Annotated in this window: 11 protein-coding genes; 2 read left to right on the top strand and 9 right to left on the bottom strand. The window is 46.7% G+C overall.

Features of this window, described 5'->3' with window-relative positions; genetic code table 11:
• The first annotated feature begins 42 nt into the window (after window positions 1–42).
• Window positions 43–570 carry a PadR family transcriptional regulator gene (locus tag ACKTR2_RS03850; protein ID WP_407882701.1) on the top strand — a complete coding sequence of 176 codons (528 nt, stop codon included), beginning with the start codon at window positions 43–45 and terminating at the stop codon, window positions 568–570.
• 118 nt (window positions 571–688) lie between these two features.
• On the opposite strand, the gene carB is transcribed toward ACKTR2_RS03850, so the two are convergent.
• The 9 genes from carB to pyrF all read right to left on the bottom strand — a co-directional run bounded on the left by carB (window position 689) and on the right by pyrF (window position 14454).
• On the bottom strand, window positions 689–3853 hold the full coding sequence (carB, locus tag ACKTR2_RS03845) for a carbamoyl-phosphate synthase large subunit (protein WP_407882700.1): 3165 nt from the start codon (window positions 3851–3853) through the stop codon (window positions 689–691).
• Window positions 3846–4934: a carbamoyl phosphate synthase small subunit gene (locus tag ACKTR2_RS03840; protein ID WP_407882699.1), complete on the bottom strand. Its 1089-nt coding sequence runs from the start codon at window positions 4932–4934 to the stop codon at window positions 3846–3848. Before ACKTR2_RS03840 ends, carB begins: the two co-directional genes overlap by 8 nt.
• Before the next feature lie 6 nt (window positions 4935–4940).
• Window positions 4941–6215: a dihydroorotase gene (locus tag ACKTR2_RS03835; RefSeq protein WP_407882698.1), complete on the bottom strand. Its 1275-nt coding sequence runs from the start codon at window positions 6213–6215 to the stop codon at window positions 4941–4943.
• 1 nt (window position 6216) lies between these two features.
• The gene (locus ACKTR2_RS03830; protein WP_407882697.1) at window positions 6217–7116 is read right to left on the bottom strand and encodes an aspartate carbamoyltransferase catalytic subunit; all 900 of its coding nucleotides are present in this window, start codon (window positions 7114–7116) and stop codon (window positions 6217–6219) included.
• A 673-nt stretch (window positions 7117–7789) separates the two neighbouring features.
• Window positions 7790–10921, bottom strand: a complete 3132-nt coding sequence (locus ACKTR2_RS03825) for an AAA family ATPase (RefSeq protein WP_407882696.1) — start codon at window positions 10919–10921, stop codon at window positions 7790–7792.
• A gap of 2 nt (window positions 10922–10923) precedes the next feature.
• Window positions 10924–12042, bottom strand: a complete 1119-nt coding sequence (locus ACKTR2_RS03820; protein WP_407882695.1) for an exonuclease SbcCD subunit D — start codon at window positions 12040–12042, stop codon at window positions 10924–10926.
• A 137-nt stretch (window positions 12043–12179) separates the two neighbouring features.
• Window positions 12180–13076 carry a dihydroorotate dehydrogenase gene (locus tag ACKTR2_RS03815; protein WP_407882694.1) on the bottom strand — a complete coding sequence of 299 codons (897 nt, stop codon included), beginning with the start codon at window positions 13074–13076 and terminating at the stop codon, window positions 12180–12182.
• A 3-nt stretch (window positions 13077–13079) separates the two neighbouring features.
• Window positions 13080–13745 (bottom strand): orotate phosphoribosyltransferase, encoded by a 666-nt coding sequence (gene pyrE / locus ACKTR2_RS03810; RefSeq protein ID WP_407882693.1) that lies wholly within the window; start codon window positions 13743–13745, stop codon window positions 13080–13082.
• A complete protein-coding gene (gene pyrF / locus ACKTR2_RS03805; protein WP_407882692.1) occupies window positions 13738–14454 on the bottom strand; it encodes an orotidine-5'-phosphate decarboxylase in 717 nt (238 codons plus the stop codon). The genes pyrE and pyrF overlap by 8 nt, the downstream gene beginning before the upstream one ends.
• A gap of 466 nt (window positions 14455–14920) precedes the next feature.
• On the opposite strand from pyrF, the gene ACKTR2_RS03800 reads away from it, so the two are divergent.
• Window positions 14921–16162: an MFS transporter gene (locus ACKTR2_RS03800; RefSeq protein ID WP_407882691.1), complete on the top strand. Its 1242-nt coding sequence runs from the start codon at window positions 14921–14923 to the stop codon at window positions 16160–16162.
• Window positions 16163–16241: the final 79 nt, after the last annotated feature.

The raw sequence follows: 16241 nt of genomic DNA, 5'->3' as shown, positions 1-16241 counted from the left end.
TTGTGCTAAACTAAATCCAATCAATTGAGGAGTAATTTCAACATGAAAAGTCGTCAAATTGTTTTAGGTATGCTCAACCGGCACCCTATGACTGGTTATGACATTACCCAACTATTCAAGACTAGCTTTGCATTTTTCTTCGATAGTTCAGCTGGTATGGTTTACCCGGTTCTACGTGGTCTTGAAAAAGAAGACAAGGTTACTAAAGCAGTCATCGAACAAACTGGGAAACCTGATAAAAAAGTTTTCTCAATTACCCAAACAGGTCGAGCCGAATTTCAGGCTTATTTAACTTCACCTGTCGAACCCGACATCCGTAAGTCAGATTTTTTAGCACGACTCATGTTCGGTGATAATCTCACTGATTCCCAGCTGGTCAAGTTAGTAGAACAAGAAATAAAACGTGAAAAGGTTGAAAATCAGCAACTACAAGATCGTTTAGCGGAATACTTGCCCAGTAATTATGAATTATCAACTGGCGAGCAGTTTGCTTACGAATATGGTCTTCATGCTAATCAAGCAAAAATTGATTTTTGTACTGATTGGTTAGCAAGGCATACCGATAAATAAGGTAAAATCCACTAAATCACAAAAGCAATCCTAGTCAGCTGATAACCCCCAGTCGGCCAGGATTGCTTTTGTGATTATCCTTTTCTTTTGAGGGCTTGTTTCACATGAAACATTTCGCTCACATTGCCTTTAGCCCAAAACTCCGCGACTCCAATACCGTCAACAATGCTGCCACTGTGTCTAAAGCCGTGAATAGCGGGACCGCATTTTCGATTGCGGCTTGGCGAATTTGTTGACCATCCAATTGCGTGCGTTGACTAGGCTGAGTGGTATTAATCACCATTTGTAAATCGCCGTGGTGTAAAGCAGTCACGGGATTATCTGTCGAGTCAGCTACTTTACCGAGGCACTGGATCGTTAGCCCAGCGTCGGTGAGTGCCTGGGCAGTTCCCGCAGTGGCGACCAGTTCGTACCCCAACTCGTTAAAACGTTGCGCTAATTCAATCGCCGCCGGTTTATCCGGATCCGCCACTGTAAATAAAATCTTACCCATCGTTGGAATATGAATTTTTGCCGCTTCAAAGGCTTTATACAAAGCTTTGTCAAAAGTGGTATCCGCCCCCATAACTTCACCAGTTGATTTCATTTCTGGTCCCAATAATGAATCAACCGCTGGCAGCTTCGTGAATGAGAAAACCGGCGCTTTCACAAATACTTGTTTTGCTTCGGGTAATACCCCCGTCGTAAAGCCCATTTCTGCTAACCGTTCACCCATCATCACTCGCGTTGCTAACTGAGCAATCGGAGTGTGCGTGACTTTAGAGATAAACGGTACGGTTCTCGATGCCCGAGGATTCACTTCGATGACGTAAGCGCAATTTTGGTGAATCACAAACTGAACATTCATCACCCCACGAATGTGTAACGCTTTAGCTAGTGCAATAGCAGCATCTGCCATCGCCACTTGCACTACTGGACTCAACTGTTGTGCTGGGTAAACAGCCATCGAGTCGCCCGAATGTACACCAGCTCGCTCAATGTGTTCCATAATACCAGGAATAACGACCGTTTCACCGTCAGCTAGCACGTCTAGTTCCGCTTCTGAGCCGGTCAGATACGAGTCAATTAAGACCGGGTGATCCCGAGACACCTTGACTGCCCGGCCCATGTAATCCGTGAGTTCATTGGCATTTGTGACAATTTCCATGGCGCGACCACCAAGCACATATGACGGACGGACTAAGACGGGATACCTGATCTGAGCGGCGGCTTGCAGTGCCCCCGTCACCGTGGTCGCTGTTTGCCCCAATGGTTGCGGCAAGGCCAGTTGCTTAATCACTTGGTCGAAGTCTTCCCGATCTTCTGCTCGATTTAAATCGGTAACGCTAGTGCCCAAGATATTAACCCCCTGCTCGGCTAGCGGCGCCGCAAGATTAATGGCTGTCTGTCCGCCAAACTGAACAATTACACCCACCGGTCGTTCCAAATCAATCACATTTAGCACATCTTCAACCGTCAGGGGCTCAAAGTAAAGCTTATCTGAGACAGAAAAATCCGTTGAAACTGTTTCTGGATTGGAGTTCATGACAATTGCTTCATAACCAGCGGCTTGTAAAGCTTTGACCGCATGGACGGTCGCATAGTCAAACTCCACCCCCTGGCCAATCCGAATTGGACCTGAACCGAGCACTAATACGGAGGGTTTGGTAGAAACATTTGCTTCATTGATTTGCTCATAAGTCCCATAATAATACGGCGTTTGTGAAACAAATTCGCCAGCAGCTGTATCAACCATCTTATAAACTGGTTTAATACCTGCTGACAATCGTTGTTGGCGCACCGCCAAAGCTGTCTTCTGCCACAAACGAGCAATACTGTTGTCAGAGACGCCATTTTGTTTAGCCTCTTTTAGGATGGTTAAATCATTGGGATGTTGCTGCAATGCGATTTCTAAATCGATCAAGTGGGCTAACTTATCCAAGAAAAAGACATCAATACCCGTTTGCTCATGCAACGTTTCAATCGTTTGACCGCGTCGTAATAATTCCAATAATTGGAATAAACGATCATCGCGCGCCGGCATCAGACCTTGCAATAAATCATCGCTGCTAACTGAAACATAATCAGGAGTCGCGCCTAATTCTAATGAGCGAATTGCTTTATTCAGTGCCTCTTCTAGATTCCGCCCAATGGCCATCACTTCGCCAGTTGCCTTCATCTGGGTGCCAAGATGTCGGTCCGCTGTTGGAAATTTATCAAACGGCCAACGAGGGATTTTAACTACGACGTAATCCAACGCCGGTTCAAACGCAGCCGTCGTACTACCAGTTACTGGATTAGTTACTTCGGCTAGTGTCAGCCCAACAGCGATTTTAGCCGCCATCTTAGCAATCGGGTACCCAGTGGCCTTCGAAGCTAGGGCCGACGAGCGAGAAACCCGTGGATTCACTTCAATGATATCGTAGTGAAAACTATTGGGATCCAACGCCATTTGAATATTGACACCACCTTCGATGTTTAACGCACGGATAATCTTCAAAGCGGCATCACGCATCATTTGATAATCACGGTCAGATAATGTTTGGACTGGAGCGACGACCAGCGAATCACCGGTATGAATGCCCACCGGATCGATATTTTCCATTGAGGCAACAATCAACGCCGTATCTTGTGCATCGCGCATCACTTCAAACTCGATTTCTTTAAAACCGGCGATTGAACGCTCAATTAACACCTGTGTCACTGGCGATAAACTCAACCCATTAGTCGTAATTTCGCGTAATTGTGCTTCCGTCTGGGCAATTCCGCCACCTGTACCACCCAAGGTGTAAGCAGGTCGCACAATCACCGGATAGCCGATTTCGTTAGCAAAATGCACCGCCGCTGCAACAGTCGTCGCAATCGTTGATTCTGGGACAGGTTCACCCAATTTTTTCATCAAAGCCTTAAATTGTTCCCGATCTTCTGCTGCTTCAATTGCTGACAACGGTGTGCCTAATAATTCGATGTTTAATTCTGCTAAAATTCCGGATTCTGACAGCTCTTTGGCTAAATTCAAGCCCGTCTGCCCACCGAGTGTGGGTAAAATCGCATCAGGGCGTTCACGTCGTAAAATACGCGTTAAAAATTCAGCCGTTAATGGTTCGATGTACACTCGATCAGCGACCTCCTGATCAGTCATAATTGTCGCTGGATTAGAATTAACTAATACCACCTCGTAACCTTCCTCACGTAAGGCCATGGTCGCCTGCGTGCCGGAATAGTCGAATTCTGCCGCTTGACCAATCACAATTGGACCGGAACCGATGACGAGAATTTTGTGCAAGTCTGTCCGTTTAGGCATGTAATTGCTCCTTTTCTGTGACTACGCTGGCAAGAAAGTCATCAAATAATGCGCTAGCATCGTGAGGACCAGGTGTGGCATCGGGATGAAATTGCACCGAGAACGCCGGTCGATTTTTTAATCGCAACCCTTCAATCGTGTGATCGTTAATCTCTTCATGTGTAACAACCAGATCAGTTCCAGCCAGTGACGCTTGCGCCACCGCATAACCATGATTTTGTGCCGTAAATGCCAGCTGTCCGTCAGTTAAACGTTTAACCGCATGATTGAAGCCACGATGCCCAAATTTCATTTTGTATGTCTTTGCACCATTGGCTAAGGCAAACAACTGATGACCTAAGCAAATGCCCATCAGTGGCAATTGGGCCTGCAGACGACGGATCAATGGCAGACTCGCTAACATTGAGGCAGGGTCGCCTGGCCCATTGGACAATAAAACGCCATCTGGCCTCTCAGCTAATACCTGTTCGGCTGTAACATCTGGTGGATAAACCGTTACTTTCACGCCACGACGAACAAGCGCATCTACAATAGATGCTTTCGCGCCAAAATCAATCACTGCAATCGTCAGATCAGTGGTTACTGTCGACTGATTTGGTGATAAAACTGGTTGGTGAGAGGCGACTTGATTCCTCGGTAAAGACAATGATTGTAACTGGCTTTTAATCGCCGGTGTAACTTCATCTACCAACATGGCTTTCATACTGCCATGGTCCCGTAATTCTTTAGTTAAAGCCCGCGTATCAATATCTGTTAACCCTGGCAAACCATATTCCGCTGCCCAAGCTGGTAAAGTCGTTGACATGCGCCAATTACTAGGGCGGCGAGCAATTTCATGGACAATCACCGCACTAGCGCTCGGCGTAGGTGCCTCGTTATCCTCAGCGCAGATGCCATAATTGCCAATCAACGGATAGGTAAAGACCAATATCTGCCCAATATAGGACGGATCGGTGATTGATTCTTGATACCCAGTCATCCCAGTATTAAACACCAATTCACCGGCAACACTGGTCGTCGCCCCAAAAGCGGTTCCCGTATAAACTGACCCATTCTCCAAAATCAAATGCCGCCGCATCATGTCCTCCTAATCTGCTCGATAAACGAGCTGTCCATCGACAATAGTTGCCACTGTCATGCCGTAAACTTTTTCGCCAATAAAAGGTGTATTCACACTTTTAGACGCGAACTCATCTGCTTGAATGGTGTGGGCATGTTCTAAATCAAATAGGGCCAAATCAGCTTTTTGTCCCACCCTAATCGTTGTCGGTGCCGATAACTTAAAAGCCTTTGCTGGTGCTTGATTTAACCAACGTTGGACTTGAGCTAATGTTGCAATGCCGGGACGCACCAAATGGGTATATAGCAACGGAAAGCACGTTTCTAATCCAGTGATGCCAAATGCTGCCGACACCATATCGCCTGCTTTATCCGCCACCGTATGGGGAGCATGATCTGTCGCTACCATGTCGATGGTGCCATCCAATAATCCCGCCACTACGGCTGCGCGATCAGTTGGCGTGCGTAATGGCGGATTCATTTTCAAGTTCACATCTTTTCGAGTGTGAATCGCAGTCGTGTCTAGTAGCAAATGATGTGGTGTCACTTCCGCAGTGACGTGAACCCCGTGTAGTTTAGCTAACCGCACGAGTTCAACGCCGTTCTTAGTTGACAAATGTGCCACGTGATAATGGGCACCAGTCGCTTGCGCTAACACCAAATCCCTAGCTAGTTGACTCGTTTCGGCCAAGGGGTCAATCCCAGCAACCTGCAATTGATCAGCAACGGATTGATCAACGACGCCATGGCCCATTAAGTCGTTATCTTCAAGATGAGCTGATATCACACGATTAGCTTTCACTGCTGCTTTCATAGCTGCTAACATCGTGGCTGCAGATTGAACACCTTTACCATCATTTGAAAAGGCGACCGCACCAGTCTGCGCTAGGCCAACCAAATCGTTAATGGACTGATCGGTTAGTTCAGCCGAAACCGCTGCGTATTGTTCAATGTGAACCAGCCCTTTTTCATGATTGTGAATTACCATCTCGTGGAGTGTCGCTGCCGTATTTGGTACTGGCTGCACATTGGGCATTGCTAACACCGTCGTAAAACCGCCGCGTGCCGCTGCCTTAGAACCAGTGGTAATGGTTTCCTTGTCCGTTTGTCCTGGGTCACGGAAATGGACATGAACATCAACCAAACCAGGCATAATCAGTGCCCCACGTGCATCGATAACTTCGACTCCAGATACTGCCAGTGACGAACCAATAGCCGCGATCTGTTCATCTTCAATTAAGACATCGATTAATTGCTCTGGCTGTTCGACCATCTGAGCATGCTTAATTAGTAGTCGTGTCATGTTAATCCTCCATCAGCATTGTTAGCATGGCCATTCGTGCAAAGACACCGTTTGTCATCTGTTTAAAAATACGTGATTTGGGGGCTTCAACTAAGTCACTAGTCATTTCAACGCCGCGATTAACGGGAGCGGGATGCATGATGATCGCTCGATCCTTTAAACGATCATAACGAGCAGTTGTTAACCCAAATTGACGATGATAATCCGCCTGATCAAAGTGCTCGTTGCTTAAGGTCGTCATCCGTTCATGTTGCACCCGCAATAGCATGACAATATCGACATCAGCTAACCGATCATCCAGGTCAACAAACTGCCCAAATTGGTCGAAGTCGCTGGTGTACCATGCTAACGGGCCACTGAAGGTGACACTTGCGCCAAGCCGTTGCAAGATCTCCGCATTGGAACGAGCAACTCGCGAATGCGCTAAGTCACCGACAATTCGCACCTTAAGTCCTCGAATATGCCCGAATTCTTGTTGAATCGTCATCAAATCCAGCAGGCTTTGCGAGGGATGTTGACCGGAACCATCGCCGGCGTTGATTAGTTTCGGCAACAATGGAGACTGTTCCACCAGCAACGGTTGGTACCACTCTGTCTGAGCATGACGGATAACGGCCACTTCAACACCAATGGCTCCCAAAGTCTTCAGCGTGTCCGAAAAGCTTTCCCCTTTTGCCGTTGAACTAGTTGCTGGATTGACTAAGATACGCTGCCAGCCTAAACGAAGTTCTGCCATCTGAAAGCTGGTTTGTGTTCGCGTGGAATTTTCGAAAAATAAGTTTGCTACATAATGTGGTTCCCGTGGAACTGGACAGGCCCCTGTCTGATAATCCAAAGCGAGTTGAATTAATCGAGTTAGTTGCTCATCTGTTAAGTCATTGAGATTTGTTAAGTGATCCATCCTCGCACTCCTTTTGACCAAAATCAGTGCCACAATAAAATGCCTTCAGAAAATTCCGAGAATTCTCTAAAGGCATTTGCTTTAACAATTAAGTTCAGTTGAACGGTCTCAACATTTTTGCTGGACCAATCCCTCTGCGCATGCGCCTTTTAAGTCTCTCGGACTTAATTAAAGGTCAATTTGATTGAAGTAAGTGTATCACTTAGTTGACAGAAAACAAGCCATTTTTAACAATTAATCATCAAAAAGCGAACTCCAACGAACATTATTTTTAAATGAGCTGGAAAATGTATATAAATACGAATTATATCTTAAATATAAAACCTTTAATTCGTGTTTATCATCCAACCACCCCTTAACGTCTCCGTCATCCGAGACTTTACGCGGTCGAGTAACCAATAAGCCCGGTTCAATTTACTTCCACCAACTCATTAAAGCGGTAAACTCAGCATAAATGAGGAGGTGTTAAAGATTAAAATTGGCGTCAGCCTGAACGGGCACTATCAAAGCACACAGTTATTCTCGGCATTAACTGTTTAGCACACTTTTGGATCCCTGGCTGCGTTCATTTTTGTATCGAAACTGTGCCTGAGGCATTAATTAACATCGTGAAGGGATTCAATGATAGTCGACGAAATGGCCATTAATAATTATTTCCCAGGAAATAGCACGACTATAGTTCGTGTTGATAGTCAATGCGACTCTGTCCATTGGCAAGGGCAATCACTTTCAACTGGTCCGGAATTTGTTCTTGTAATTCGGTGACATGACTGATGATCCCAATCATTCGGTTCTGACCTTCGATGCTCTGTAACGCTTCCATGGCCATCTGTAGAGCTTCTTCATCCAGCGATCCGAACCCTTCATCCACAAACAGTGCCTCCATCGCAATCCCGCCAGACTCACGTTGGATCACTTCTCCAAGGGCTAAGGCCAACGATAATGCCGCGATAAAACTCTCACCGCCGGACAATGTATGAACACTGCGAACCTTGCCGGCTTGGTCATCAAAAACATCAATCTCCAGCCCTGTATCAGTCGCATGAGAGCCAGCATTAGGATCTAACCGAAATTGATAGCGGCCACCTGTCAAACGACCTAAGCGACCGTTGGCTACTTGTAGCACTTTTTGCAGATAAGTCTGTAAGATATACCGCTCTAAGCTCAGCTTCAAATCGCCCTTCCCGTTGGCAGTATTAGCCAACTGTGTCATGTCGGCCAATTGCTGTTGGGCGGCCTGATGCTCAGTTAATGTCTGGGTGATTTGGTCTGCCACTTGCTGATTTTGTTTGACGACCTGTTCATATTCATAGTAAGCCTTCTGCGCCTCATCACGTTGCTCGGTTTGACGGCGTTGGGTCTCAGCTAATTGTGCGAGGTCAGGTAAGCTTTGGTCACCAATTTGCTGAGCCAACGTCGCCAACTGACTTTTAACCGAAGTTTGCTCATCTAAATAGGCTTGATACTGCTGCTTTAAGGTGACCAAGGTTGGAATTGCTTCCGCCAAAGCGGCAAACTTAGTTTTAGTCATCCCTTCATCTTCACTAACCAATGCCTGTTCGAAGGCTTCTGCGGCCATGGCTTTCTCATTTGCTTGCGAATTCAAATCAACCGTCAGCGAATCCTGATTGGCCTGTAAACGCGTCACAGCCTGTTGCGCACTATTCTCAGCTTCTTGTAATGCTTGTTGATTCTTCAAAAAGGCTGAACTAGCCGCTTCAAGTTGGGTCAGATGCTGGTCAAGGGCCGATAAATCAGCAAATCGTTCAGGGAGCGATTGTTTTCGATCACTCAACTGAGCCTGTAAGCGAACCAGCTGTTGGGCTTGAGTTTGTACTTTTTCCTGCAGCTCAGTCAAACCAGACTGTAACTGTTCAACCAGTTGCTTTTCGTTGGTCAAGGCGGTCTCTGTTTGCCCTTTCTGCGCGAGTGCCTGGCTTAATTGAGCCTGTGCTTGGGTTAATTGGTCAAGTTGCTGCTTCAACCAAGCGACTGCTTGATCAACTGTCATCTGACTTGAAACTGCCTGATTAGCCGCAACATCAGCTAGCCACCGTTGCGTTGTTGTCTGCAGCTCAGCTTGAGCTTGCTGCCAGTGACCTGTCTGTGTTTCAAGCTCGGCCGCTAAACTAGCCACTGCCGATAAAGCCACTTGCCGTTGCTGTTCGGCCTGTTTCACCTCAGCTTCAGTAATCGCAGTTTCCGTTAAAACGGCCACTTTAGGATGGTCGGTAGCCCCACACACTGGACACGGCTCACCAGGAACTAGCTTCGCACTCAGCCGTTTGATTTGAGTGACTGTCCAAGCATGGTCAGCGTTTTGATAAGCCACTTCCGCTTCGGTTTGTTCCTGCTTGGCATGTGCCAAACGCTGACGTAATTCATCAAGATGCTGTTGTTGAGCAGTCACCGCTTGTTGGTGTTGTTCAAGTGTGGTCCCTTGTTGCTGCCACATTGTAACCTGCTGCCGTTTGGCTTGCACCGTCGTTAATTCGTTTTCTTGATCGTTAAGTTGGGTCAGCGATTGTGATAATCGCATGACCTGTTGTTGTGCTTCGGTTAACTGACGCTGTCGTTTGGTGATTGAGGTTGTCGTTTCATCAGTTAAAACTTGTTGTACCTTTACTTGGTCGCTTAACGATCGAACTTGCTCGTATAGTGGGCGGACTGAAACTAATTGCGTCAGTTCCTGTTGCCGCGCTTGTTCTTCGCCTTGACGCGCTTTCATCTCAGCTAACTTTGTGGTGGCTTCAGTTAATTTCGTCGTGCTTGCCGTCAAATCAGCATTGGTGGTCGCTAATCGTTGTCGCGTCTGTTCGACGAGTTGGGCTGTTTCCCGTCGTTTATTTTGCAATGGAACCAGCGTTTTCGCCCAATCAATCTGGGCGATTCGATTTGCTAGATCGGCCATCGTCGGTGCCCGCTTGGCTAAGTTTGCCTGGTGCTGACTAGCACGCTCACGTGCCGTCATTAACGTTTGCAGACTTTCAGCTGCTTTCAGCGTTGCCATGGTTTTGGCAAGCTGCGATTGACTCAGCTCTAAGGCAGCTTTTCGTTGCTGCACCTCCGGAGTCATCTGCTCAGCCTGCCTCGTTAATGCCGTCAAAACATCTTGGACGGGCACGTCCTTTGCTGGTGCTGATTCGGTGACCCATTCAATCATCTGTGTCATAGTGGCCAATTTTGTGCTCTGCTCACTAGCGGCCTGTTTCATTTCCCGTAAACGGTCGTTTAACTGATTAGCCCACCGCGCGTATAGATTTGTGCCAAATAAATCAGCTAATAAAGCTTGTTTTTCATTACTGTTAGCTGCTAAAAATTGGCGAAATTGTCCCTGCGGCAATAAGACAATTTGGGTAAACTGCGCTGGTGTTAAATGTAAAAGATCATATAATTTGGCTTCAACTGTATTTTTCTTAGTCCAGCTTTGTTCTTTACCGTTGCGGTCTGTGACAGTTAGATCAACACTCGCATTTTGGGTTGTCGTGCCAGTGCCCCGTTTTTTAGCTAAGGTTTGCTTCGGTGACCGCGTAATCACATACTGTTGCCGGTGATGTTCAAAGATTAAGGTGACAGATGTCGGTTCACTATCCGCAGCAAAATCGGATCGCATCGCTTCCGGATCGCGATCACCGCCAGAAGACTGACCGAATAAGGCAAAACACATCGCATCAAAAATCGTCGTCTTACCACTTCCGGTTTTCCCACTAATGAGAAAGAGTGGAACTTCATTGAAATCTTCAAAGTCGATAACTTGATCGCGGTACGGGCCAAAATTAACTAAATGGAGTTGTAAGGGTCGCATCTTTATTCCTCCCCATCTTGGGCAGCGCTTAGGCTAGCTTTGGCCCACGTCAATTGCTGCTCATTTAATTTCGTGTCATTAACCTGCTCAAAAAAATGCTCGAATAACGTCAACGGGTCAAGTTCTGGATCAATGGTAACGACAGTCGGCAAATCTTCATGCCCATTTAATCGCTCTAAACTAACAATATGTGGATAAACAGCTCGTAGTTGATTCATAACATCTGGAATAATTGCTCGGTCCGTTAACGTGATGCCATAATAAGCATCACGATCTAAAGTGTTGTAATACGTATCATCAGTCAAATGAGCAAATGAATCCGTCAATGTTACCACCTCCCGAAATGGCTTGATGGGGATGTAGATTGGTTCGGATTTGTCAGTATCAACAAGCCAAACTCCTTTTTGTTCACCAGCTTCTGACAATGAAAATTTCACTGGTGAGCCACTGTACCGAATTTTCGGTTGGTTTAACGCGTGATGGTTATGCAAGTGCCCTAAGGCAACATAGTCAAAGGGTGCCAAAATATCTAATGGCACTGCGTTCAAGCCACCCACGATGACGCGCGTTTCAGAGTCCGTTTGACTACTGCCCGCCGCAAAAAAGTGCGCCACCAGTACGTGCTTCTTACTGGTATCAAAAGCGGCGACTTGCTTTTTGACGATCAAACGCATGGCTTGTTCAACCGTTCGAATCTGGTCATCGCCAAAGTAGTTGCGCGCCTGCCAGGGTTCAAAATATGGCAACAAGAAAAATTGCGTGTCCTCTAACTCGACTGGGGTAAAAGCACCAGCCAACTCCGTATTTAAATAGTACTGCGTATTGGCGTACCACTCACTGCCCACGTGTAGTCGTGTCGCACTATCGTGATTGCCACTGATTGCTAATAGTGGCAGCTGATGGTGCAAATTCAGATCAACCAGCATCCGATTTAATTCTGCAACGTTAGCTTCGCTTGGCAGTGCTCGATCATATAAATCGCCAGCAATCACAATCGCATCTACTGCTTGGTCCTTGGCGATCGTTAAAATCTGCTGATAGGCGTCCGCCTGCTCTTCCATCAGATCAAACCCATGTAACTTTTTGCCAATGTGCCAATCCGCCGTGTGTAAAAATTTCATCTTTCAACCTCGTCTAAGCATTAGGATCACTATTGGATCTAAGTTTACACCATGTTTTTCAGAAAAAACGGCTCGCCAGCTGACCAAAAAAAGCCGACACATAAAAATTTGCGTCGACCTTTCTATGATTCGCTTAATTAATTTTTGGGCCAAGTAAGCTGATACTGTGCCAACACCGTCGGAATCTCTTCAGCGATTTTGACACAGGCCAATGGATCACCAAAGGTGGCCGCGCCAACCTGCACCGCACTGGCCCCTGCTAGCATCATTTCAACCGCATCCTTACCATTCATCACACCCCCGACTCCGACAATTGGCAAATCCAGGACTTCATGGACTTGGTGAATCATCCGCATCGCCAGCGGATGAATGGCTTGGCCAGACAAACCACCTGTACCATACGCCAAATGGGGCTTTTGGGTGGCTAAATCAATTTCCATTCCCATTAGTGTATTAATCATCACTAATCCAGCTGCTCCGCCAGCAGCTGCCGCTTGAGCAATTGCGACAATGTCTGTCACATTAGGCGTCAATTTGACAAACACCGGTTTGGCGACTGCTTGCACAACACGCTGGGTCAACTCACGGACAGTTTGTGGATCAGTACCAAAGGCCATTCCCTCATTAGCGACATTTGGACAAGAAATATTCACTTCGATAAATGCGACATTCACCGCACTCGCCAGCTGTTTCGCAACATCAACATACTCCGCAATATCAGCGCCAGCCACGCTGCCGACGATTGGCAAATTTGGATAGTTAGTGGCTAACCACGGAAGCTTTTCGCGTATGACAACGTCAATACCAGGATTCTTTAACCCAACTGCATTGAGCCAACCAGCCGATGTTTGAGCGGTGGTTGGCCACGGATTACCCGTTCGTGGTGCACGGGTCGTTGATTTAATGACTAAGGCGCCAAGTGCATTTAGGTCAAAATGCTGACTCATTTCTTCGCCATAACCAGCCGTACCGCTGGCTGCCATAACTGGATTACGTAATGAAACACCCGCTAATTTAATTCCCGTTTGCAACATGAGTTAGTCTTCCTCCGCTTGAATTGCATTAACAGCAGGTTGCCAATGCCATGGATCCTGATGCCAAGCTTTGGCAGAGGCTAGGGCTGTCGCCGATAAAACAGTTTGTTGCTGCAGATACTTCAATAGTTGTGGGTAGGTAATTACTGGTGCCAATGGCAATTGTTGCTTAGCAAAATTGGTTGTCGCATCAGGAAGAGCGTAACTAAAAATAGCCGCCACGCCAAGGACTTTGGCGCCAGTAGCTTCAACAGGCGCTACCGTCTTCAAAACACTACCACCAGTTGAAATCAAATCGTCAATCAAGACAACTTGATCATCCGCCGTTAATGTTCCTTCAATTTGCTTACCAGCGCCATGGTCCTTGGCCTTTGCACGAATGTAGACGAGGGGTAAATTGAGCACATCGGCCACCCAAGCGGCATGCGGAATGCCAGCGGTCGCCACTCCACCAATCGCTGTAACCGTTGGATAATGTTTTTGAATCATCATGACTAGCCCTGCTACAATGTGGTGACGCAGCCGTGGTGCACTAATTGTCATTCGTAAATCAGTATAAATGGGCGACAACATTCCACTCGCATAACGATATGGCTTCGTCGGTGTTACACTAACTGCGTTTATTTTGAGTAGTTCACTGATAATCTGAGCTTGCAATGATTCATTCATGACTGGTCCACTCCTTTACAATTTGTCGATAAGCAAATGCGGGATTTGATGCTTGGGTGATTGGTCGGCCCACTACGATCGCACTGCTACCAGCTTGAGCAGCTTGTGCCGGAGTCATCACCCGCTGTTGATCACCAGTTGCTGAGCCAGCCGGCCGAATCCCTGGGGTTACGAGCAAAAAGCTGGCCGGCAGTGCCATTCGTAAAGCGACAACTTCCTGAGGTGAGCAGATTACCCCGGCTGCACCGCTCTTGGCAGCTAGCTGAGCTAGACTCACCACTTGTTTGTCCATTGACAAGCTAACATGTTGTTCATTGACCAACATTGCTGGCGAAATCGAGGTCAACTCCGTCACCGCTAATAACTTGGGAGGCTCTATGCCGGCCTGCCTAGCACCGGCAGCTAAACCATTAACGGCGGCGGTCATCATTGTCTGTCCGCCGAGAGCGTGCACCGTCAGATATTGAACATTGAGTTTTCCCAATTGAAACGCAGCTTTTTCCACGGTATTGGGAATATCGTGCAGTTTAAGATCCAAAAAAATTGGATATCCCTGTTGCTGCAACCAAGTAATCACCTCAACACCAGCTGCATAAAACAATTCCATTCCCACCTTGATGGTCGGCTTATCTTGTGAATCCAACTGCTGTATGATTTGCTTTGCTGCCACCAGATTTGTGACATCTAGTGCTACTATGACTGATTCCAACACTGCCCTCATTTCCGCCGCTTGGACACAAGACCTCAGGTTGAAGCAAACTGATTATGGTTTGTTTTGCTCGACAAAAAAAGCCAATGGTCTTCTGCCCGGCTAACCGTTCAGTCTCCCATTGGTGTCATAATCATGGATGATGATCAAGCTAGCTTTTCAAACTCACAGGATTGAATTAAAGCGGCATGTATTTGATTGATTTAATCATACTGAAGTTTTGGGTTCTGTCAACGCTAATTATTTTGATCACAACGAAAAAGCTTATCCGATTGATTAATTGCGGCCTTAATTTGGTGCCAAACTGGTTAAACAAGTTAGTTTATAACCCGCCTTTCATTTTTTGTTCGGATTTAAGCCACGTTGATTTATCAATTTATGATTGCAATTGTGGTTTCTACGTGGCATGATAAACGACAAGAAAAATAACGAATGCCTGTGAGCATTCATTTTGGAGGGTACAACCATGAGTCAAATTTCGCTTGAATCAACAGCTGCAACATCAAATCAGCAACGCTGGACCTTAGCATCCACTAGTGCTGGCTTTGCCTTAGAAAACATGGATGTGATGTTACTCTCCTTTGCCCTTAGTTCCATCATCACTGACCTGCATTTATCAGCAGGTCAAGCTGGCTTGATTTCTTCCATCACTAATGTGGGCATGTTAGTGGGTGGTCTCATATTCGGATTAATTGGTGATCGTTATGGCAGGGTGAAAACCTTCTCATATACGATCTTTATTTTTGCCTTCGCGACGACGGCAATGGCATTTGCCAACTCAATCAACCTAATCTATCTATGTCGTTTCCTAACTGGTATCGGTGCCGGCGGCGAATATGGCGTCGGGATCGCATTAATTTCAGAACGCTTCGCCAGCAACCAAATTGGTCGGAAAACTTCTGTGGCCGCGATTGGTGGGCAGATTGGAGCTGTGTTCGCGGCAATTTTAGCCGCGATCATCTTGCCACGTTTAGGCTGGCACGCCCTCTTCTTAATCGGCTTAATTCCTGTTGGGTTAACTTACTTTGTGCGGCGGCATGTGCATGAAACGCCAGCCTTCATTCAAGCCCATCAAACTAAGTCGACGGCCCACTTCACAATCGCGCCATTGTTCAACTCACCACGCATCGCTTATCAAACTATTGCTTTAACCGTAATGTCAGTGGTTCAAATCGCCGGCTACTTTGGCTTAATGAATTGGCTACCGGCAATTATGCAAAAACAGTTGCATGTTTCCGTAGCTGGCTCTTCCATTTGGATGTTAGCGACGATCGGCGGCATGATTATTGGTATGATGACATTCGGTCAAATTTTGGATCACTTTGGTCCTCAAATTGCTTTTGGCCTCTTTTTAACCGGTGCAGCGCTATCTGTCTATATTTTTACACTGGCAACTAATATTTCGACCATGCTGCTAGCCGGCGCCCTGATTGGTTTCTTTTCAAATGGCATGTTCGGCGGCTATGGTGCCGTGATTAGCCGCCTCTACCCAACCGATGTGCGTTCCACCGCTAATAACGTGATTGTAAATATCGGTCGGGCCATCGGTGGCTTCTCATCGTTAGCAATTGGTGTGTTAATGGAACACTTCTCCGTCAGTGTGGTCATGATGTGCTTAGCGGGCATGTACCTCGTGAGCTTAGCCGTTATGTTAACCATTCCAGCGCTTCGTCATTTCAAACAAGGCAGGGCGGTAGCAGAAGATTAAGGTTTCACGTGAAACAAGACTCTACCAAATCATTTCATTAGAAAACAGGGCCTTCTCAAATTGAGAGGGCCCTGTTTCT

The sequence above is a fragment of the Furfurilactobacillus curtus genome (genome assembly GCF_045862785.1).
In the GTDB taxonomy this organism is placed as follows: Bacteria; Bacillota; Bacilli; order Lactobacillales; family Lactobacillaceae; genus Furfurilactobacillus; species Furfurilactobacillus curtus.
This window is presented reverse-complemented; position numbering and strand designations above follow the sequence as displayed.

Excerpts from the sequence above, each read along its gene's own strand:
- ACKTR2_RS03850 (WP_407882701.1), top strand. The coding sequence starts at position 43 with ATGAAAAGTCGTCAAATTGTTTTAGGTATGCTCAACCGGCACCCTATG.
- carB (WP_407882700.1), bottom strand. The coding sequence starts at position 3,853 with ATGCCTAAACGGACAGACTTGCACAAAATTCTCGTCATCGGTTCCGGT.
- ACKTR2_RS03840 (WP_407882699.1), bottom strand. The coding sequence starts at position 4,934 with ATGATGCGGCGGCATTTGATTTTGGAGAATGGGTCAGTTTATACGGGA.
- ACKTR2_RS03835 (WP_407882698.1), bottom strand. The coding sequence starts at position 6,215 with ATGACACGACTACTAATTAAGCATGCTCAGATGGTCGAACAGCCAGAG.
- ACKTR2_RS03830 (WP_407882697.1), bottom strand. The coding sequence starts at position 7,116 with ATGGATCACTTAACAAATCTCAATGACTTAACAGATGAGCAACTAACT.
- ACKTR2_RS03825 (WP_407882696.1), bottom strand. The coding sequence starts at position 10,921 with ATGCGACCCTTACAACTCCATTTAGTTAATTTTGGCCCGTACCGCGAT.
- ACKTR2_RS03820 (WP_407882695.1), bottom strand. The coding sequence starts at position 12,042 with ATGAAATTTTTACACACGGCGGATTGGCACATTGGCAAAAAGTTACAT.
- ACKTR2_RS03815 (WP_407882694.1), bottom strand. The coding sequence starts at position 13,076 with ATGTTGCAAACGGGAATTAAATTAGCGGGTGTTTCATTACGTAATCCA.
- pyrE (WP_407882693.1), bottom strand. The coding sequence starts at position 13,745 with ATGAATGAATCATTGCAAGCTCAGATTATCAGTGAACTACTCAAAATA.
- ACKTR2_RS03800 (WP_407882691.1), top strand. The coding sequence starts at position 14,921 with ATGAGTCAAATTTCGCTTGAATCAACAGCTGCAACATCAAATCAGCAA.